18 protein-coding genes are annotated in these 18,735 nt (G+C 60.6%); 15 read left to right on the forward strand and 3 right to left on the reverse strand.

All coding sequences use genetic code 11. The annotated features are described in order from the left end of the window. Positions 1–533 precede the first annotated feature (533 nt). A complete protein-coding gene (locus NKH33_RS29655; RefSeq protein ID WP_352516155.1) occupies positions 534–662 on the reverse strand; it encodes a hypothetical protein in 129 nt (42 codons plus the stop codon). A 33-nt stretch (positions 663–695) separates the two neighbouring features. Further along, positions 696–1,085 (reverse strand): hypothetical protein, encoded by a 390-nt coding sequence (locus NKH33_RS29660; protein WP_352516156.1) that lies wholly within the window; start codon positions 1,083–1,085, stop codon positions 696–698. Between the two features lie 612 nt (positions 1,086–1,697). Between NKH33_RS29660 and queC the strand changes: the two genes are divergently transcribed. The 3 genes from queC to queE are packed head-to-tail and all read left to right on the forward strand — an operon-like array spanning position 1,698 to position 3,483. Further along, positions 1,698–2,396, forward strand: coding sequence for a 7-cyano-7-deazaguanine synthase QueC (gene queC, locus NKH33_RS29665; protein ID WP_031194962.1), 699 nt, complete (start codon positions 1,698–1,700; stop codon positions 2,394–2,396). Further along, the gene (queD, locus tag NKH33_RS29670) at positions 2,396–2,752 is read left to right on the forward strand and encodes a 6-carboxytetrahydropterin synthase QueD (RefSeq protein ID WP_023722053.1); all 357 of its coding nucleotides are present in this window, start codon (positions 2,396–2,398) and stop codon (positions 2,750–2,752) included. Before queC ends, queD begins: the two co-directional genes overlap by 1 nt. After that, positions 2,749–3,483: a 7-carboxy-7-deazaguanine synthase QueE gene (gene queE / locus NKH33_RS29675; protein WP_352813731.1), complete on the forward strand. Its 735-nt coding sequence runs from the start codon at positions 2,749–2,751 to the stop codon at positions 3,481–3,483. The genes queD and queE overlap by 4 nt, the downstream gene beginning before the upstream one ends. A 549-nt stretch (positions 3,484–4,032) precedes the next feature. On the opposite strand, the gene hemN is transcribed toward queE, so the two are convergent. Further along, a complete protein-coding gene (hemN, locus tag NKH33_RS29680) occupies positions 4,033–5,382 on the reverse strand; it encodes an oxygen-independent coproporphyrinogen III oxidase (RefSeq protein WP_352922867.1) in 1,350 nt (449 codons plus the stop codon). A 154-nt stretch (positions 5,383–5,536) separates the two neighbouring features. Between hemN and NKH33_RS29685 the strand changes: the two genes are divergently transcribed. The 12 genes from NKH33_RS29685 to NKH33_RS29740 all read left to right on the forward strand — a co-directional run bounded on the left by NKH33_RS29685 (position 5,537) and on the right by NKH33_RS29740 (position 18,682). Continuing rightward, a complete protein-coding gene (locus NKH33_RS29685; protein ID WP_352922869.1) occupies positions 5,537–6,283 on the forward strand; it encodes a Crp/Fnr family transcriptional regulator in 747 nt (248 codons plus the stop codon). A 256-nt stretch (positions 6,284–6,539) separates the two neighbouring features. Continuing rightward, positions 6,540–6,842, forward strand: a complete 303-nt coding sequence (locus NKH33_RS29690; protein ID WP_352618969.1) for a hypothetical protein — start codon at positions 6,540–6,542, stop codon at positions 6,840–6,842. A gap of 46 nt (positions 6,843–6,888) precedes the next feature. After that, positions 6,889–8,520, forward strand: a complete 1,632-nt coding sequence (ccoN, locus tag NKH33_RS29695; RefSeq protein ID WP_352922872.1) for a cytochrome-c oxidase, cbb3-type subunit I — start codon at positions 6,889–6,891, stop codon at positions 8,518–8,520. After that, positions 8,511–9,242 carry a cytochrome-c oxidase, cbb3-type subunit II gene (ccoO, locus tag NKH33_RS29700; RefSeq protein WP_352493086.1) on the forward strand — a complete coding sequence of 244 codons (732 nt, stop codon included), beginning with the start codon at positions 8,511–8,513 and terminating at the stop codon, positions 9,240–9,242. The genes ccoN and ccoO overlap by 10 nt, the downstream gene beginning before the upstream one ends. A gap of 11 nt (positions 9,243–9,253) precedes the next feature. Then, the gene (locus tag NKH33_RS29705; protein ID WP_023679629.1) at positions 9,254–9,403 is read left to right on the forward strand and encodes a cbb3-type cytochrome c oxidase subunit 3; all 150 of its coding nucleotides are present in this window, start codon (positions 9,254–9,256) and stop codon (positions 9,401–9,403) included. A gap of 2 nt (positions 9,404–9,405) precedes the next feature. After that, positions 9,406–10,269 carry a cytochrome-c oxidase, cbb3-type subunit III gene (gene ccoP, locus NKH33_RS29710; RefSeq protein ID WP_352516163.1) on the forward strand — a complete coding sequence of 288 codons (864 nt, stop codon included), beginning with the start codon at positions 9,406–9,408 and terminating at the stop codon, positions 10,267–10,269. 110 nt (positions 10,270–10,379) lie between these two features. Continuing rightward, positions 10,380–11,939 carry a cytochrome c oxidase accessory protein CcoG gene (gene ccoG, locus NKH33_RS29715; protein WP_352922875.1) on the forward strand — a complete coding sequence of 520 codons (1,560 nt, stop codon included), beginning with the start codon at positions 10,380–10,382 and terminating at the stop codon, positions 11,937–11,939. After that, the gene (locus NKH33_RS29720; RefSeq protein WP_352922877.1) at positions 11,936–12,433 is read left to right on the forward strand and encodes a FixH family protein; all 498 of its coding nucleotides are present in this window, start codon (positions 11,936–11,938) and stop codon (positions 12,431–12,433) included. The genes ccoG and NKH33_RS29720 overlap by 4 nt, the downstream gene beginning before the upstream one ends. Then, complete coding sequence (locus tag NKH33_RS29725) at positions 12,430–14,718, forward strand: cation-translocating P-type ATPase (protein WP_352864727.1); 2,289 nt, start codon at positions 12,430–12,432, stop codon at positions 14,716–14,718. Before NKH33_RS29720 ends, NKH33_RS29725 begins: the two co-directional genes overlap by 4 nt. Then, positions 14,715–14,867 (forward strand): cbb3-type cytochrome oxidase assembly protein CcoS, encoded by a 153-nt coding sequence (gene ccoS / locus NKH33_RS29730; protein ID WP_023679633.1) that lies wholly within the window; start codon positions 14,715–14,717, stop codon positions 14,865–14,867. The genes NKH33_RS29725 and ccoS overlap by 4 nt, the downstream gene beginning before the upstream one ends. A 423-nt stretch (positions 14,868–15,290) precedes the next feature. Further along, positions 15,291–16,472 (forward strand): 5-demethoxyubiquinol-8 5-hydroxylase UbiM, encoded by a 1,182-nt coding sequence (gene ubiM / locus NKH33_RS29735; RefSeq protein ID WP_352922915.1) that lies wholly within the window; start codon positions 15,291–15,293, stop codon positions 16,470–16,472. Positions 16,473–16,774: 302 nt separating this feature from the next. Further along, positions 16,775–18,682 (forward strand): putative bifunctional diguanylate cyclase/phosphodiesterase, encoded by a 1,908-nt coding sequence (locus NKH33_RS29740; protein ID WP_352922879.1) that lies wholly within the window; start codon positions 16,775–16,777, stop codon positions 18,680–18,682. Positions 18,683–18,735 lie beyond the last annotated feature (53 nt).

Raw genomic sequence — 18,735 nt, forward strand, 5'->3', positions numbered from 1 at the left:
GCGGCAGCGCAAGATCGTTCATGGTGGGTGTGGTCTCCGGGAAATGGTTCGGATCGGCTTAAGCAACCAAATCCTACGTCATTTCCGATCAGATCCCGAGCAGCCAGCCAGTATTCGACCGTCGCTGGCGCCTCCGCCCACTGAGGCCTTGTGCTTCCTCCAGCGAGTCAAGCCGATCACCATGCGTGTCGCCAGTTCTGGTGCTCACCCACGTGCCATTTGCGATCTTGTGTCGGTGAGAGCACCGCAAGCACCTCCCCTGCTAGAGGGCAAGGCGGCTTGCGTCGCCCGTGTTGTTACTATTCTTCGCTGTGATCGGAGTTTTTTTGTGGCTTCGGAATCGGGACATTCGGCTTTGCAAAAAAATAGGCCGTCGTGGTCGATCGTCACGCCCCCGAGTTCGGCGGCACGATGGAACGACAACGGCAGCGCAAGCTCCATTTGCGCGAGGGGCTCGTCCCTTCAACTACTTGATGCATTTGCGCTTTGCGTACCTCCGTGCATGTTGCTCGATGCCAGGCGGAGACCTCTGTCTAAAAGATCGCGCATCGATGCAACGCCCACGCGTAGATCGCCATCATCGCGGCGATCGCTTTGCCGGGATCGCCGCAGCCGTTTTCGAGCACGACAACCATGCCAGCGGTGTCGGCAGCGATGCGCATGCAAAAATTCACAGGTGCATTCTAGCCAAAATGCTAGCTGCCCAGCAAATGTCCGGCATTTCGCAAGGCCCCTAGGAAGAGACTGGCATGGCCGTTGGCATCGATCTTGGCCTGCATCGACAGGGGCATGCTGTGCCAGTTCTCCAAGGGCGCAGTGAAATGTGAGAACGTACCGTTGACGATGCAATGGTGGGTAACAAGGCCCTGTCTGTCCAACGCCAGCACGCCGATCTGGTCGCCCTGATATCGGATGGCTGCGACCCGCTGGACCCCCGCATCACCGTCGACCCGCACGTCGAAAAGCAGGATGCCGCGGCTCCTGGTGGCTACCTCGGCGGCCTTTTCAGCGAAGCTTAAGGAGAGCGAGCGGACGCTTTCGACGGCCAGCCGTAAAACCATCAAATCCAGTTCATCCACTGCCATAAGGTACCTGCGCGTAACACATGGGTGATAGCAATCGACCACACCGCTTGTTCACAGATGTCGGCTCACGACCGATCATTCAGGGTTTGCCGGTCAGTCCATTGACCGAGGGCGTGCTCCGGTTCGAACCGATCCTGATGCGGAATGCGCTGGATCTACGGAACCCGAGGAGCAGGCCAGCCAAAGTTGCCGCGACATTCGATGTCGTGATCATTCCAGACATCTGCATCGGCGTCGCTGAACATCCCACTGGTAAGTCCGTTCTCTTGCGGCAAGCCCATCCTCGGGCCGTCTTGTACCTGAAACCCTCGCGGTGGCGTCCCTCGAAGCTCGGGACCGCCGGGCGCTTGATCGTCGAGAACTTTGTTTACGAAGGTCCGGACCTCCTGCAGAGGTTATTCTGGTGCGCTCGCCTTTGAGCATTCCGCTGAAGCGTGACGTTTCGCTAGTCAGTGTTCCTTGCAGGCTCACCGCGAGGGCGCCTTGCACACAGCTGCACGTCAGCGCATGAAACTCGTCCCCCGTTCACTTCACAAAATGGATTTCCTGAAGTACTGGGAGCGCAGAGAAATCTCCGGTCGCAGCCTACCCGGTTAAAACAAGGACCCAAAAATGAAGACTCTCGTCGTCTGCTCCGGCGGATTGGACTCCGTTACCCTTGCTCACAAGGTGGCAGCGGAGCACGAACTCGCCGGCCTCCTATCTTTCGATTACGGCCAACGGCATAGGAAGGAATTGGGCTTCGCCGCCCTTTGCGCGGAGCGACTGAGCGTCCCGCACCGCATCATCGACATCCACGAGATCGGCGGCGGCCTTTCCGGCTCCGCGCTGACCGATAATGTGGACGTGCCCGACGGGCACTACGCCGAAGACACGATGAAGGTCACGGTGGTGCCGAACCGGAACGCCATCATGTTGGCCATTGCCTTCGGCTTCGCCGCAGCGCACGGCGCTGAGGCGGTGGCGACGGCCGTGCATGGTGGGGATCATTTCATTTATCCCGACTGCCGTCCGGCCTTCATCGACGCTTTCCAGATGATGCAGGACCACGCGCTCGACGGCTACGCGGAGATTCGCATTTATGCACCCTATGTGAATCTCACGAAGGCGGACATTGTTAGGAATGGAGCAGCATACGGCACGCCGTTTGCGCAGACCTGGTCCTGCTACAAGGGCGCCGAGCGTCACTGCGGGAGGTGCGGGACCTGCGTCGAGCGGCGCGAGGCGTTTCATCTCTCTGGGCAGCCGGACCCCACCGACTACGAGGACTCCGACTTCTGGCTCGATGCGCTGCGAAGGAGGACCGCGTAATGTTCCGCATCACCAAGGAATTCCACTTCTCAGCCTCGCATCAGCTCACCTCGTTGCCACCCGATCACCAATGCGCGCGCCTGCACGGGCATAACTACATCGTTGAAGTGGAGCTTTCAGCGAATGGACTGAACGACAACGGCTTCGTGCGCGACTATCACGATTTGGCGCCATTCAAACGCTACATCGACGAGAGCTTCGACCACCGACATCTCAACGACGTGCTGGGACATGAGCAAGTCACGGCGGAATATCTGGCCAGACATTTTTATGAATGGTGCAAGGCACGCCTGCGCGAAACCTCGGCCGTGCGGGTGAGCGAAACGCCGAAAACCTGGGCGGAATACCGGCCATGACCGATACGCATCCCGCAATCCGCGTGAGTGAGATTTTCGGGCCGACGATCCAGGGCGAGGGCGTGCTCATCGGTTTGCCCACGGTCTTCGTCAGAACCGGCGGGTGTGACTATCGCTGTTCCTGGTGCGACAGCCTGCATGCGGTGGACAATCAATTCCGGCATGAATGGGAGATGATGTCCATTGGCGCGGTGTGGCAAAACGTGCTTGCGCTTTCCGGTGGCCGCCCGCTGATGGTATCGCTGTCAGGCGGCAATCCGGCCATCCAGCCGCTCGGCGCGCTCATCGAGCGAGGCCATGGTGAAGGTTACCGTTTTGCGCTGGAAACCCAAGGTTCGGTGGCCAGGGGCTGGTTTGCCGACCTTGACGTGCTAGTCCTCAGCCCAAAGCCGCCGTCAAGCCAAATGACGACCGATTGGGCCGCTTTCGAGGCGTGCCTCCAGGCGGCACAAGGCAGGCCGCAAGTCGTGCTCAAGCTCATTGTTTTCGACGAAAGGGACTACGCCTACGCGAAAGACGCCGCTGCGAGATTTCCGCGACTTCCGATCTATCTGCAACCCGGCAATCACACGCCGCCACGCCCCGCAAATGAAGACGCTCCTGTCGACCTTGACGGAATATTGAAGCGCATGGAGTGGCTGGTTGATGCCGTGACCCGCGACAGGTGGTTCGAAGCCCGTGTGCTGCCGCAGCTGCACGTTATGCTCTGGGGTAACAAGAGAGCCGTCTAGCCTAGGCCCGCTTTTCACTGAAACTGCGCCGGCGGATATTCGGGTGGACGGGTTGTCCCACGCTTGACGGCGCTGCCGGGGTGCTTGCGGACTTCTGCCACCGGCACCAGGAGCGTGGCCAGCCGCTTACGACTCGGATTGTTGCCGAGGCTCGGTTTCGACGGGCGTCCCTAGCGCGAACCAATAAGGTTAGCGCGAGCCACGCGTGGATAGTATGGTGGTGCGATGCGGCGGCGCCCGCTGCAGCTGGCACGGTCCTTGCGGATTCTTGTTGCAAGGCCGAAGGGAGCTGTTGGCCGACAACCATGATCTGGCCAGGACGATTGTCGACTGCTTCCGATACAGAAAACAGGCCGGACGTGGCGCTTTAGGGACTGCGGAATGGAATACGGCGCCGGAAGGCACGACCGGACGATATCGTCGCTATGCCAAGACGCGTCTGGTCCGCTCCGAATCCTGTCTTGACACGACGGTCGGCAGTCAACAGTGAAAAACATAGCGCAATCGGTTCACGATCGACTGAGAACCATGACCGTTCCTCTGCGGTGCTCAGACTGCCGCTGAGTGCCTGGCCGTTCCACTTTCGAAATATTTGTCGAACTTTGCCGCGATGCTCCTGACAAAGGGCCGGCTTTCCGCAGGCACGACGAAGCGGTCACCATCAAGTTCAAGCAACCGCGCAGGATCTTGGAGGGCCGTGGAACTCGCTCGGACGAGAAGTCTTTGGCCGGCTTTGCCAAAGCGCTCCACCAGTACGATCGCCGAGAAGCCGAAGTCACACATCAGCCGCTCGATGATCCAGCCGCGAACACGGTCGTCTTCGGAAAGCGCAATGCCACGGACCGCAGCCAGCCCGCCGTTCTCGACCATGCGCCCATACTCGGCGGTCGAAGGCATGTTCTGTGCATAGCCCTGGCGAAACTGGCTGATGGATGACGGGCCAAGGCCGATCAAGGTCTCGCAGCGATCCTCGGTGTAGCCCTGAAAGTTCCGGCGCAGTGTTCCTGCGCGGGCGGCAAGCGCGAGGGCATCGCCCGGTTTGGCGAAATGATCGAGCCCGATTGCTTCGTATCCCTGGTCCATGATCGCCCGCGCTGCCAATTGCGATTGGGCAAACCGCTCCGCCGGACCCGGCAGCCAGGCCTCGTCGATCATCGTCTGATGTTTCTTGAACCACGGCACATGGGCGTAGCCAAAAAGCGCGATCCGATCCGGTTCCAGGGTCAGTGCCTGTGCAACCGTGAAGGCGACGCTCTCCCTGGTCTGATGCGGCAGGCCGTAGAGCAGATCGAGATTGACCGATTCGACGCCGCGCGAACGAACGCCATCAACAACCGTCTTGGTCTGCAGAAAGCCCTGCTCGCGGTTGATCGCTTTCTGCACCTTCGGGTCGAAATCCTGGACGCCGAGGCTCGCCCTTGTCATGCCGATTTCGGCAAGTGCATCGAGGCGGGCATCGTCCATATCGTTGGGTTCGATCTCAACGCTGATCTTTGCACCGGGGAGAAAGGTGAAGCTGTTGCGCAGGACGGTTCCCAGCGCCACGATATCTTCCGGTTTGAGCATCGTCGGCGAACCGCCGCCGAAATGGACGGCACGCACGCGGCCCTTGCCTGCGACAAGACTGGAGACGGTTGCGATCTCGGCATGCAGTGAGCGCAGATATGTGGTCACTGGTTCGTAGTGGCGTGTCTGCTTGGTGTGGCAAGCGCAGAACCAGCAAAGCTTGTCGCAATACGGGATGTGCAGATAGAGCGAGATCTCATCGCCATCGTTGAGCGCCTGCAGCCAGCCACGACAAATTGCAGCATCAATGCCTGTATGAAAATGCGGCGCTGTCGGATAACTGGTATAGCGCGGGACGTTCTCGCCAAGTCTGGCAGCTAGCTGCAGTCGCATGTCGTGGTCCACCGTGTTTGCGTCGCCGGAACTGTGGATGCTTGGATGAGCCTAAGCCCTGATTTCGATCAACCTTCAGCACGGACAAACTGCCGCAAGGATTTTTCTACCGTCGATTGCTATCCTGCCCGCACTGGACCGGTAGAGCGATCGAATGACATTACGGCAGGACATTCACAGTTCCGGCATTCCCGTTCTTTGCCTGTCTTGCGAGGCACGGCACCGCGGTGTCTGTGGTGCGCTCGAACCAGACCATTTGGCTCAGCTCGCCAAGACGTCGTCGCGGCACAATATCGAGCCGGGGGTCGAACTGATCGGCGACGCCGAGGCGGTCGACTGTTATTCAAACGTGCTTTCAGGCGTGGTGAAGCTGACGAAGAGCCTTTCGGACGGCCGCCAGCAGATCGTCGGTCTCCAGTTCGCGCCGGATTTTCTGGGACGGCCCTTCAAGATGAAAAGTGCGATCAATGCGGAAGCGGCAACAGCTGTCTCGCTATGCTCGTTTCCGAGAGCGGCCATCGAACGGATGATGAAGGAATCACCGGAATTTGTGCATCGCCTGCTCAAGCAGGCGCTGAACGAACTCGACGAGGCACGCGAATGGATGGTGACTCTGGGGCGCAAGACCGCACCGGAGAAGGTGGCGAGCTTTCTCCTCATGATCGCCCGGAACATCGGTTCCAGTGTTGACCCGGCGGCCAGCTCGGCGCGCTTCGAGCTGCCGATGACGCGTGCCGACATCTCTGATTTCCTTGGAATTACAAACGAGACCGTGAGCCGTCAGCTGACCAGCCTGAGAATGGACGGCGTGATTCGGATCGAGAACAACCGCCGTGTCACCGTGGACAGCATGAGCCGGCTGGAACGGCGCTGCGGCGGCCGAGGCGCAACCGCCGTTTGAATGACACCGAAGCTGCATGGCCTACGTCACTTACTTCGTTCGGGGCAGGGCATGCTCGCGTTGGGCTTAGAAGAAGTCGCATAGCGATAGCCCGCTCTCCATCCGATCGGATGAGCCAGGTGCGTTTCGGCCAACTCGTCGGCGAAGCATCCATCCTCGAGGTGCTCGACGTGCAACCGGCTGTTCCAGGCAGGATCGCACTCGGCCGAAGTCAATACGCCTCATACGCAGGGGAAAATCGCCGTTACCCCGAATCATGAATGTCACGAAGGCAGCGCAACGCTGGCGCTGGCTGTCCCAAGGCATTGAAACGATCGAGGTTCGGCAAGGCATCTGCCTACTTTCCAGCGTCACAGAAGGCGCGCTTCCCCACACGCCCGCGATCGCCTCTATACCCGACCCGACCCGGGACGCCGGGCCTGTCCATAAGCGTGGCGGCCGATGCTGCGCTTCCACATTCGATCGCCGCAGTCTGATCGCACCGAACTCGATGCTGCTCGAAGCAAAATCGTGCGGCTCTGACATGGATCAGGGCGAGCAGGCCACGGCTGCGCAATAAGGCACTGCGGTTTGGCGCCCGCCGGAATTGGAAATCGGGGCTTGCGATGAAATTCGGCACAGAGATCGTCCTTCTAAGCCTGTTTGCATTTGCGGCCCTGGTGGCTGCCGGCTTCGGCGTAGATGAACCTTTTCGGCGGCATATGTGGGTTTTGTTCTTCGCCGTGGCTGGCTTCACTGCGATTCTGTTGCGCAACACGGAGTTCAAGCCGGCAGTTCCGATCGACCCCGCCGCTTACATGGATGGGCCAATCCGCTATGGCGCCATCGCCACCGTATTCTGGGGCGTCGTCGGCATGCTGGTCGGCGTGGTCATCGCCCTGCAGCTCGCCTACCCGGATCTCAACCTCCAGCCCTGGTTCAATTTCGGCCGACTGCGGCCGCTGCACACATCCGGTGTTGTGTTCGCTTTCGGCGGCAACGCGCTGCTCTGCACGTCCCTGTATGTCGTCCAGCGCACCTGCCGCGCTCGGCTGTTCGGCGGCGATCTCGCCTGGTTCGTGTTCTGGGGCTATCAGCTGTTCATCGTCATGGCCGCGACCGGCTACCTGCTCGGTATCACCGAGAGCCGGGAATACGCCGAGCCCGAATGGTATGTGGACCTGTGGCTGACCGTTGTCTGGGCCGCCTATCTCATCCTGTTCCTCGGCACGATCCTAAAGCGCAGGGAACCGCACATCTATGTCGCCAACTGGTTCTACCTTGCCTTCATCGTGACCATCGCAATGCTACATGTGATCAACAACCTGTCGATGCCGGTCTCCTTCCTGGGCTCCAAGAGCTATTCAGCCTTCTCCGGCGTACAGGACGCCCTGACGCAATGGTGGTACGGCCACAATGCCGTCGGCTTCTTCCTCACCGCCGGCTTCCTCGGGATGATGTATTATTTCGTGCCCAAGCAAGCCAACCGACCGGTCTATTCCTACCGGCTGTCGATCATCCACTTCTGGGCTTTGATCTTTCTCTACATCTGGGCCGGTCCGCACCACCTCCACTACACCGCCCTGCCGGACTGGGCCCAGACGCTCGGCATGGTGTTCTCGATCATGCTCTGGATGCCCTCGTGGGGCGGCATGATAAACGGCCTGATGACGCTCTCGGGCGCCTGGGACAAGCTGCGCACCGACCCGATCATCCGTATGATGGTGATGGCCATCGCCTTCTACGGGATGTCGACCTTCGAAGGCCCGATGATGTCAATCAAGGCCGTCAACTCGCTCTCTCACTACACCGACTGGACCATCGGTCACGTCCATTCGGGCGCGCTCGGATGGGTTGGCATGATCTCGTTCGGCGCGATTTATTTCATGGTCCCGAAGTTATGGAATCGCGACCGGCTTTATTCGCTGCGGCTCGTCAACTGGCACTTCTGGCTGGCGACGCTTGGGATCGTCGTTTACGCCGCGGTGATGTGGGTCTCCGGCGTCATGCAGGGCCTGATGTGGCGCGAATACAACGAGCAGGGCTTCCTGGTCTACTCCTTCGCCGAAACCGTTGCCGCCATGCATCCCTACTACATCATGCGTGCCATCGGCGGCGCGATGTATCTGTCGGGCGCCCTCATCATGGCCTGGAACATCGCCATGACCATCCTCGGCTACCAGCGCGAGGAGGATCCGATGCCGCGCTCCATCCCCGCCCTCCAGCCTGTGCGATCAGGAGCCAGAAAATGGGCCTGATGGACAGACACGCGGTCATCGAGAAGAACGCCACACTTCTTCTCCTCGGGTCCCTGCTGGTCGTAACAATCGGCGGTATCGTCGAGATCGCGCCGCTCTTCTATCTCGACAACACCATCGAGAAGGTGGAAGGCATGCGGCCCTATTCGCCGCTCGAGCTCGCCGGGCGCAACATCTATGTGCGTGAGGGCTGTTACCTCTGCCACAGCCAGATGATAAGGCCGTTCCGCGACGAGGTCGAGCGCTACGGCCACTATAGCCTGGCGGCCGAGTCGATGTACGACCACCCGTTCCAGTGGGGCTCGAAGCGCACCGGGCCGGATCTCGCCCGGGTCGGCGACCGCTACTCGAACGGATGGCACGTCCAGCATCTCACCGAGCCGCGTTCGGTGGTGCCGGAATCGATCATGCCGAGCTACGCGTTCCTGAAGGACATGCCCATCGAGGTGAAGGATTTCTCGACGCATCTGATCGCCAACAGCCGTGTCGGTGTGCCCTATTCAGACGACATGATCGCTCATGCCAATGCCGATCTCATGGCGCAGGCCGATGCGAATGCCGACACATCCGGCCTGGAGAGACGCTATCCGAAAGCCAAGGTTGGGGACTTCGACGGCGATCCGCAGCAGGTCACCGAAATGGATGCGCTGGTCGCCTATTTGCAGATGCTCGGCACGCTGGTCGATTTCAGGACCTATGACGAAGCCGCCGGTTACCGCTGAGGAGAATGGCGATGACCTACAATTTCATGCGGGAGTTTGCCGACAGCTGGGGCCTGCTTGCCATGGCGCTTTTCTTCCTCGGATGCGTTGCCTTTGCACTTCGTCCCGGCAGCCGCAGGCAAGCCGAGAGAGCCGCTCACATTCCTCTCAAGGACGACTGATCATGGGCAGCGAGCATATCGACGAGGTTTCGGGTATCTCGACGACCGGCCATGAGTGGGACGGCATCAAGGAACTCAACAACCCGCTTCCCCGCTGGTGGGTCATCACCTTCTACATCACCATTGCCTGGGCGATCGGCTACACCGTCGTCTATCCGGCATGGCCGATGCTGACTTCCGCGACCAGGGGTGTGCTGGGGTATTCGAGCCGCAGAGACGTCAAGAATGAACTGGCCGCGGCCGAAGTGGCCAAGGGTAAATTTGTCGCTGCCATTCAGGCGAAGACCGTCTCCGAGATTACTGCCGACGATACGCTACGCGAATTCGCCGTCGCCGCAGGTGGCGCCGCGTTCAAGGTCAATTGCGTGCAGTGCCATGGCTCGGGCGCTCAAGGGTCCAAGGGTTTTCCCAACCTAAACGACGATGATTGGCTGTGGGGTGGCAACGCCGAACAGATCCAGCAGACGATTGCGCACGGCATCCGCTTCGCATCAGACCCGGATACGCGCCTGTCGGAAATGCCTGCTTTTGGCGACATCATCACGACGGATCAGATCAAGCAGGTCGGCGCCTATGTCGCAAGCCTCTCCGATCCTGTTCAGGACACAAGCCTGATCGAACTCGGCGCCAATGTTTTCGCCGAGAATTGTGCGGCCTGTCATGGTGAGAATGCAAAGGGCAACAGGGAGCTCGGCGCACCCGACCTGACCGACGCGATCTGGCTATACGGGTCTGGCGAAACAGCCATCGCCGCGCAGGTCCGCGCGCCGAAGCACGGCGTCATGCCGGCCTGGATCGGGCGTCTCGGCGAGATCAAGGCCAAGGAACTCGCGGTCTATGTCCATTCGCTTGGTGGCGGAGAATAGGTACGCAGCCTATTCTCGTCCTCCCCCCACCGCCAAGCGACGAGGCCCGGCGCGAGCCGGGCCTCGGCATCATCCAGAAACCGATGGGTCGCTGGTGACTGGAGCTTCTCGTGCTCGATAACACGCAAATAGAACGGCTCGAAGCCGATGCGGTCAACTCCGCCAAGACCCGTCAGCCGCTCTATGCCGCACGCAAGAAGATCTTCCCGAACCGGGCCTCTGGCAGTTTCCGCCGCTTCAAGTGGTCGGTGATGGCAATCACGCTGGGGATCTACTACCTGACACCTTGGCTGCGGTGGGATCGCGGGCCATTTGCCCCGGACCAGGCCGTGCTGGTCGATCTTGCCAACCGGCGTTTCTACTTCTTCTTCATCGAGATATGGCCGCAGGAATTCTATTATGTGGCCGGCCTGCTGGTCATGGCCGGTATCGGCCTTTTCCTGATCACATCCACCGTCGGCCGGGCCTGGTGCGGCTATACGTGTCCGCAGACCGTGTGGGTCGATCTGTTTCTGGTCGTCGAGCGAGCCATCGAGGGCGACCGCAACGCGCGCATGAAGCTCGATGCCGGGCCCTGGACTGCGCGCAAACTCGTGCTGCGAACATGGAAACACGCCATTTGGCTGGTCATAGGCGCGGCGAGCGGCGGCGCCTGGATTTTCTATTTCGCCGATGCGCCGACGCTGGTTGGGGAACTCTTCACCGGCACCGCCGCCCCCGTCGCCTACATCACCGTGCCCGTGCTGACGGCGACGACCTATACGTTCGGCGGGCTGATGCGCGAGCAGGTCTGCACCTACATGTGCCCATGGCCGCGCATCCAGGCGGCCATGCTCGACGAGAATTCCCTCACCGTCACCTATAATGACTGGCGCGGCGAACCGCGCTCGCGTCACGCCAAGAGGGTCCTTGCCGCCGGGCAGCCCGTCGGCGACTGCGTCGACTGCAATGCCTGTGTCGCGGTGTGCCCGATGGGGATCGACATTCGTGATGGCCAGCAGCTTGAATGCATCACCTGCGCGCTCTGCATCGATACCTGTGACGGTATCATGGACAAGCTCGGCAGGGAGCGCGGACTGATTTCCTATGCGACGCTGGCCGACTACAACGCCAATATGATGCTGGCGACCCCGGGCGGCTCCGGTTCAGTCAACCCGTCACTGGTCAGGAGCGCTGACGGCCTGTTCTCCGACAAGGTGGCCCGTTTCCATATCCGCAAGATCTTTCGCCCGCGCACCTTCATCTACATGGGCGCCTGGTCGGCGGTCGGTCTCGCGCTGCTCTATTCGCTGCTGACCCGCGAACGGCTCGAATTGAATGTCCTGCACGATCGCAACCCGCAGTTCGTGACGCTGTCCGACGGTTCGATCCGCAACGGCTACACCGTCAAGCTGCTTAACATGATCCCCGAACCAAGAACGATCATTGTCACGATGCAGGGCCTGCATGGAGCCGAAATGAGCGTTGTCGGCATCGACCTGCCGGCGGATCGCTCCTTCGCCATCCCGGTCGAACCCGACCGGCTGAAGATGCTCAAGGTTTTCGTGCGTCAGCCGGCAGATCAGGTTCGGGGTACAGCGCAAAACTTCAAGTTCCGGGTCGAAAACAAGGCAACGTTCGAGTCGGACGAATATACGGCCACTTTCAACGCACCGGAGAGCGCCAGATGAGCGACACCTCGCGACAATCCCGCGAATTCACCGGCAGGCATATGCTGTTCACCATCCTTGGCTTCTTCGGCGTGGTCATAGCGGTCAATCTGACGATGGCGACGCTCGCCAACACAAGCTGGACCGGGCTTGTCGTCGAAAACACCTATGTGGCCAGCCAGCAGTTCAACAGGAAGGCCGAGGAAGGGCGCGCGCAGGCAGCCCTTGGCTGGACTGGCAAACTGACCATCGCAGGCGGTGAGGTCCGCTACAGCCTCACCGATGCTGTCGGCAAGCCGGTTGCCTTGCATGGCGTCAAGGTGCTGTTTCGTCATGCCGCCTACGAGGCCGAGGACAAATCCGTCACTCTTGAGGCTGCCTCCGGTCAGATATTCGCCGCGCACCACATGCCCACGGATGGCGTCTGGATCGTCGAAATCGACGCCGATGCGAGCCTTGCGGAACCCTATCGCGACGTTCGCCGGATCATGATTTCCCACGGGGCGCTGCAATGAGCTGCTGCGCGCCAGGCGCCGAAATGGCATTGGACCTGGAAAAGGTCACACTGGTCCTGCCTTCTGGCCAGGAAATCAGACTGGCGAGCCGCTCGATTGGCGAAAATCTTCGCCAGACCGACCTCTCGGTGCCGGCTGTGCATTGTGCCGCCTGCATCCAGACGATCGAGACGGCGATCGGCAAGCTGGATCGCGTCGAAGGCGCTCGTGTCAATCTTTCAACGAAACGTGTTTCGGTCCGGTGGCGCGGCGACGAGGTTCCGCCATTCGTCGCCACACTTGGACGGCTGGGCTATGGCGCGCACCTGTTCGATCCCGAGGCTGACGGGAAGGACAGGACGCTCTCGGAACTGATCCGCGCCGTCGCGGTCGCCGGCTTTGCGGCGGGCAACATCATGCTGCTATCAGTCTCCGTCTGGTCCGGCGCGCAAGGCGCGACCCGCGACCTGTTCCATTGGGTCTCGGCCTTGATTGCCATTCCTGCGCTCGCTTTCGCCGGCGGCATCTATTTTCGCTCGGCCTGGAATGCGCTGCGCCACAGCCGCATGAACATGGACGTGCCGATCGCGGTCGGGGTATCGCTCGCTTACGCCATGAGCCTCTACGAGACGATCAACCATGGCGACCATGCTTATTTCGACGCGTCGGTGTCGCTGCTGTTCTTTCTGCTGATCGGCCGCACGCTGGATCACGTGATGCGGGAACGGGCACGGACGGCCGTAAACGGACTGGCTCGGCTGGCGGCGCGCGGCGCCATGGTGCTGCGCGAGGATGGTTCGCGCGACTACTTGCCGGTTGGCGAGATCGAACCAGGAATGGAGCTCTTGATTGCGGCTGGCGAGAGGGTGCCCATCGACGGCAGGATCATTGGCGGGGCATCGGATCTCGACTGTTCCCTGGTTTCCGGGGAAAGCACGCCCAGAACGGTGGGCCCGGGGGCGCAGGTCCAGGCCGGTACACTCAATCTCACCGGTCCGCTGACCATCGAGGCGACGGCCGCCGCGAAGGATTCGTTCCTGGCCGAAATCGTTCGGCTGATGGAAGCGGCAGAGGGCGGCCGCGCCCGCCATCGCAGGATCGCCGATCGCGTCTCCGCGCTCTATGCCCCCGTGGTCCACCTCACCGCCTTTGTGACGTTCCTCGGCTGGATGGCGGCGACCGGCGACTGGCACCGGGCAATAACAATCGCGATCGCCGTTTTGATCATTACATGCCCGTGTGCGCTCGGTCTCGCCGTGCCGATCGTGCAGGTGGTCGCTGCGCGGCGGCTGTTTGAAAGCGGCGTCATGGTCAGGGACGGCTCCGCCATGGAGCGCCTGGCGGGGATCGACACGGCATTGTTCGACAAAACCGGCACGCTTACGCTCGGACTGCCCAGGCTGATCAATGCGCCGTCCATCGATCCGACGATGCTCGCCATGGCGGCCGAGATGGCAGCGCATTCCCGCCACCCCTTTTCGAAGGCAATCGCTGGCAATGCAGCCTTTGCCGGCCAGCCGAAACTCGCGTCCGTCAGCGAGCATCCGGGCTTCGGCATCGAAGCCATCGCCGAGGGCAGTACCTGGCGGCTGGGTCGCCGCGGATGGCGTGAGTGGAAAGCTCGGATCGGCGGCGAAGGCAAACAAGGCTATGGCGGAACCGTTCTGACGAAGGACGGGGTCATTGTCGCGACTTTCGATTTCGAGGATGAGCTGCGTGCCGATGCCAAGGCGGCCATCGAGCAACTGAACGGCGCCGGCGTGTCGGTGGAGATGCTGTCGGGCGACACAGAAGCTGCCTGCGGCGAAGTCGCGGAAGCACTGGGCGTCGAGCGCTTCGTTCCCGCGTTGCTTCCCTCCGGGAAGGTCGAACACATCGAAGCATTGACGCGAACTGGCCACAAGGTGCTGATGGTCGGCGATGGGCTCAACGACACGCCTGCATTGGGCGCCGCACACGTTTCGATCGCTCCGGCCACGGCGGCGGATATCGGTCGCAACGCCGCGGATTTCGTGTTCCTGCGTAAAAGTCTTCTGGCGGTCCCACTTGCTTTAGACATTTCGCGGAAGGCCGGACGGCTGATCCGGCAGAACATCGCCATCGCGATCGTTTACAATGGCATCGCCGTGCCGGTCGCCATTCTGGGGCACGTTACGCCACTGATCGCGGCGGTCGCGATGTCCGCCTCGTCCCTCCTGGTCATCGGCAATGCGCTACGTCTGCAAGGTTTCGTGTCAAATGCATCGGTGCAAGATGCCCGACATGACAGGCGCTCGGACATTGGCGCACTGGCACAATCCTCATGACGACGCTCGCCTACCTCATACCTGTGGCCCTGTTCCTCGGAGCGCTTGGGCTGGCGGGGTTCCTGTGGGCCTTGAGGAGCGGCCAATATGAAGATCTCGATGGCGCCGCCGAGCGGATCCTGATCGACCGCGACGAGCCACGCAGTTGACCCAGCCTGCCCTGCGAGGACTCGCTCGAATATTTTCCGCGGTTGCTTCGCGTCATGCCGATTTCGGCGCGCGACGGGTGCGAACGGATCAGCCAGAATACGTTGCCGAACTTTCGGCCAGGAAAGGGCCGCACCGAACGGGAAGCCGGCCATTCCATGATGACCTGACCAGACCATGGTGTGCCGGTCGACCAGTCGACCGTGAACCCGCCGTTGCCGCGTTTATCGAGCCTGGTTGATCCAGATCAGGGTTATCTCTTCATAGGCATGGTTTCATTGAGCATTTTTGAACGGAGAACGGATGTCTAACGGACGGTTAGGTCGCGTGGAGACGCTTGGGGAGATGAGCCGCAAACCGTGGATCGATTGCGATGCGTTCCAGTGCCCTTCGTCGCAGATAGCCGACGCAATGGCGGCACGCTGATGGCCGGCTCTGTCGATAGATTCGACGTTATTGTCGTCGGAGCCGGGCCGGTCGGACTTTCCTTCGCCGCGTCGCTTGCCCAGAGCCGACTCAAGGTGGCAGTGGTTGAACGGCAGTCGCTCGAAAGCCTGGCGAATCCGGCTTTCGACGGTCGCGAGATCGCGCTGACCCACGCATCGGTTGGAATCCTTCGCGAGCTCGGCGCCTGGGATGCCATCCCCGCTTCGGACAAATCACCGCTACAAGGCGCGCGCGTGCTCAACGGATCGAGCCCTTTCGCCCTGAGCTTCGATTCTCCCAGCGGATCTGGGGAACCACTCGGAATTCTGGTCCCAAATTGTCGGATCCGCGACGCCCTGTTCAAGATTGTCCGCTTCCAGGATCATGCCCGGCTGCTGTGCGGCCACTCGGTCCTCAATGCAACAACCAGCCACAAAGAAGCAGTCATAAGGCTCTGTGATGGCAGGCAATTGGCCGCTCGGCTGCTCGTTGCAGCGGATTCGCGTTTGTCCGCGACGCGCGACCTGCTCGGCATTGGCGCCGACATCAATCGGCTTGGCAACTCCATGCTGATTTGCCGGGTGAGGCACGAGCGCGCCCATCACCAGATCGCGGTCGAATGGTTCGATCACCATCAGACGATAGCGATGTTGCCGCTCATGGAAGGCGTATCGTCGCTGCTTCTCACTTTGCGCTCAAGCGAGGCCGACAGACTGCTTGCTCTCGACGACGATTTGTTCCTCATGGAATCGACGAGCCGGTGTCGAGGACGCCTCGGAGAGATGACCTTGGCAAGCACCCGCCATGCCTATCCGCTGGTCACGACCTGGGCGCACAAGTTCTGGGCTCCGAGTGCGGCACTGATCGGCGATGCTGCCCTCGGCATGCACCCGGTGACCGCGCATGGCTTCAACATCGGCCTCAGTGGCCAGAAGCAACTCGCCGATGGAATCCTGGCGGCATGTCGCGAGCGCCGCGACATTGCTGATCCCGACATACTCGGCAGATACGAAAGCCGGCTGCGTCTGTCGGCGGCACCGCTCTATCATGCTACGAATGCACTTGTCGCTCTCTACTCAGGCGAGCACCCGGCGGCACGGCTTGCAAGACATGCAGGGCTTCGCTTTGCCCAATATCTTCCCTTTATCCGCCATGGCATTTCGGCCATGCTCAGGCGGTGAATCGCAGGCAGCGCTGCCGCTCTGGAACGCTATCTCGGCCCGGCTTCCTTTTGTCTCGCCGGGCGTTTTGATGCCGTTCGTAAGGCTGCTTCCATGGTGACGTTGCCGATCCTGGGATGATTCGGATCAAGGCACGCGTGCGGGCGAGACCTTGATGGTCAGACGGCAAGGCCAAGAGCAGACGTGCGCCCCGAAGACATGGTGAGCGCACTGGTTACCCCCGCTGGATAGTTAACCCGTCCTTCAGTGGGCCTGCGTAAGCTTGTCCTCGCGAACAACGATGGGAGCAAGCTGGTCCGTCCATGGCCCCGAAGAAAGTAGACACGCTGGAGGCCAAAATCCGTCAGGATCAGCTTGCTGACCTGAGGACCGGCCTCTTCGTGTCGATGCCGATAAGCGGTATCCTGTCAGGCCTGATTTGGGCGGTGCACGCCCTTTCTGGCAGCGGCTTTGCCGCTGCAATCTGGTTCCTGGTCGTCAATGCGATAAATGCCGCCCGCCTTGCACTCGCGCGTTATCAGCTAAAGGAAACGGGGCGCCATGACAATTTCGTGGGGGTTTTGCCGCGGCTTCGCTGGTTTGGCATCCTTGCTCTTCTGGCAGGGTTTGCCTGGTCCTTCCTGGCCGTCCTGACTGTTGGATACACGACACCTCAAGCACCGCTGCATCTGGTCATTCTGGCGGGCATTTCAGCTGGTGCGGTTACATACGGCAGTTCGTATGCCGCGGCGGCGACCAACTTCATCACACCTCCGCTCCTCATCACGGTGGGTTGCCTTTTGGCGAAAGGCAATTTTGAAGACTACATTCTGGCTTTTACCGTTCTGCTCTTCATGGGCGGCTTGGTTCGAGCTTCGTTTGTTGGACAAGCACGGTTCCGCGAAGCGAGCCGCCTGAGGCATGAGGCCGAGCGGCTTGCGGCGGAGATGAAGGCCAGTTCCAGGCAGGACCACCTGACGGCCCTTCTCAACAGGCGTGGCCTCGAACACGCTATCGGACGGTTCGAGACCGCGGATAGCCCCTTCGTGGCAATGCTGATTGATCTGGACGGGTTCAAATCCGTCAACGATACCTACGGTCACAGGACCGGTGATGAACTGCTTGTCAGGATCGCCCGCCGCATAGAGGAGGAAGCACCGGAAGGCTCAACGCTCGCTCGTATCGGCGGCGATGAATTCGTGCTGTTTTTTCCCTCAACGAGGGTTTCGCTTTCTGCCAGTGATCTCGCCTCCAATATCATAGCCAAAATTGCCCGCCCCTATATCGAGGTCGCGTCCGTCCGGGTCGGGGCATCAATAGGAATATACCTGGCGGAAAGCCCGGGCCTGACCGAAATGTTGTTGCGGGCGGATATCGCCCTTTATACGGCCAAGCGTCGTGGCAGGAACGAATTTTGCCTGTTCGATGCCGAACTCGACAGGGAACTGCAACGCCGCCAGTCCGTCGAACGGGACCTTCATTCGGCGATAAAGACGAGAAGCTTGCAACCTTGGTTCCAGCCGATCGTGAAACTCGACACCGAGGCCGTGGTCGGCTTTGAAGCCTTGCTGAGGTGGTCCCATCCGACTCATGGTGCCATCTCTCCACCCGAAATCATCACAGCTGCACGCGAAACCGGAATGCTTCAGCTGCTGACGCAAACCGTATTCGCCGACTGTTGTGCTTTTATCGACGGCTTGGTGAAAGCTGACTGTCGTGATCTCCGTGTGGCGATGAATGTTTCACCGCGCGAACTGGAAGCCGGCGATATCGACGACATGGTTCTGGATGGTCTGGCGGCAAGAGATCTCCCTGCAACGATGTTCGAGATCGAGATTACCGAAGAATCCCCGGTTGACCCGGACAGAGTGGATGAAAAGCTCGGACGGCTTTCACATGCCGGCATTTCCATCGCGCTCGATGACTTCGGCACCGGCTTTTCTACGTTGGCATCGCTCAAGGACAGTCGGATACGCAAGGTGAAAATAGACCAGGGCTTCATTCGCGGCTTGGCCAAATCCCGAGAGGACCGACTGCTTGTCAAATCGGTCATCGATCTCGGTAACATGCTCGGGATCGAGGTCATGGCCGAGGGCGTCGAAACAGAGGCGGATCGGCAAACCCTGCACAAGCTTGGCTGCCGAACCGCTCAAGGCTTCCTGTTCTCCAAGGCTGTGCCTCTGAGCCAAGCACTAGAAATGGCAGTCAAACAGCACGCGAACCAGTTGTGACCGCTCCCGCCGCGCCGTCTCTCGCAGCCGTGCGCTCATGAATGGCGGGTATC

The sequence above is a fragment of the Mesorhizobium sp. M1182 genome, from assembly GCF_040318335.1.
In the GTDB taxonomy this organism is placed as follows: domain Bacteria; phylum Pseudomonadota; class Alphaproteobacteria; order Rhizobiales; family Rhizobiaceae; genus Mesorhizobium.

What these genes read in the sequence shown, in the direction of transcription:
- NKH33_RS29655 (WP_352516155.1), bottom strand. Translation starts at nt 662, where the DNA reads ATGCGCATCGCTGCCGACACCGCTGGCATGGTTGTCGTGCTCGAAAAC.
- NKH33_RS29660 (WP_352516156.1), bottom strand. Translation starts at nt 1,085, where the DNA reads ATGGCAGTGGATGAACTGGATTTGATGGTTTTACGGCTGGCCGTCGAA.
- queC (WP_031194962.1), top strand. Translation starts at nt 1,698, where the DNA reads ATGAAGACTCTCGTCGTCTGCTCCGGCGGATTGGACTCCGTTACCCTT.
- queD (WP_023722053.1), top strand. Translation starts at nt 2,396, where the DNA reads ATGTTCCGCATCACCAAGGAATTCCACTTCTCAGCCTCGCATCAGCTC.
- queE (WP_352813731.1), top strand. Translation starts at nt 2,749, where the DNA reads ATGACCGATACGCATCCCGCAATCCGCGTGAGTGAGATTTTCGGGCCG.
- hemN (WP_352922867.1), bottom strand. Translation starts at nt 5,382, where the DNA reads ATGCGACTGCAGCTAGCTGCCAGACTTGGCGAGAACGTCCCGCGCTAT.
- NKH33_RS29685 (WP_352922869.1), top strand. Translation starts at nt 5,537, where the DNA reads ATGACATTACGGCAGGACATTCACAGTTCCGGCATTCCCGTTCTTTGC.
- NKH33_RS29690 (WP_352618969.1), top strand. Translation starts at nt 6,540, where the DNA reads ATGAATGTCACGAAGGCAGCGCAACGCTGGCGCTGGCTGTCCCAAGGC.
- ccoN (WP_352922872.1), top strand. Translation starts at nt 6,889, where the DNA reads ATGAAATTCGGCACAGAGATCGTCCTTCTAAGCCTGTTTGCATTTGCG.
- ccoO (WP_352493086.1), top strand. Translation starts at nt 8,511, where the DNA reads ATGGGCCTGATGGACAGACACGCGGTCATCGAGAAGAACGCCACACTT.
- NKH33_RS29705 (WP_023679629.1), top strand. Translation starts at nt 9,254, where the DNA reads ATGACCTACAATTTCATGCGGGAGTTTGCCGACAGCTGGGGCCTGCTT.
- ccoP (WP_352516163.1), top strand. Translation starts at nt 9,406, where the DNA reads ATGGGCAGCGAGCATATCGACGAGGTTTCGGGTATCTCGACGACCGGC.
- NKH33_RS29720 (WP_352922877.1), top strand. Translation starts at nt 11,936, where the DNA reads ATGAGCGACACCTCGCGACAATCCCGCGAATTCACCGGCAGGCATATG.
- NKH33_RS29725 (WP_352864727.1), top strand. Translation starts at nt 12,430, where the DNA reads ATGAGCTGCTGCGCGCCAGGCGCCGAAATGGCATTGGACCTGGAAAAG.
- ccoS (WP_023679633.1), top strand. Translation starts at nt 14,715, where the DNA reads ATGACGACGCTCGCCTACCTCATACCTGTGGCCCTGTTCCTCGGAGCG.
- ubiM (WP_352922915.1), top strand. Translation starts at nt 15,291, where the DNA reads ATGGCCGGCTCTGTCGATAGATTCGACGTTATTGTCGTCGGAGCCGGG.
- NKH33_RS29740 (WP_352922879.1), top strand. Translation starts at nt 16,775, where the DNA reads ATGGCCCCGAAGAAAGTAGACACGCTGGAGGCCAAAATCCGTCAGGAT.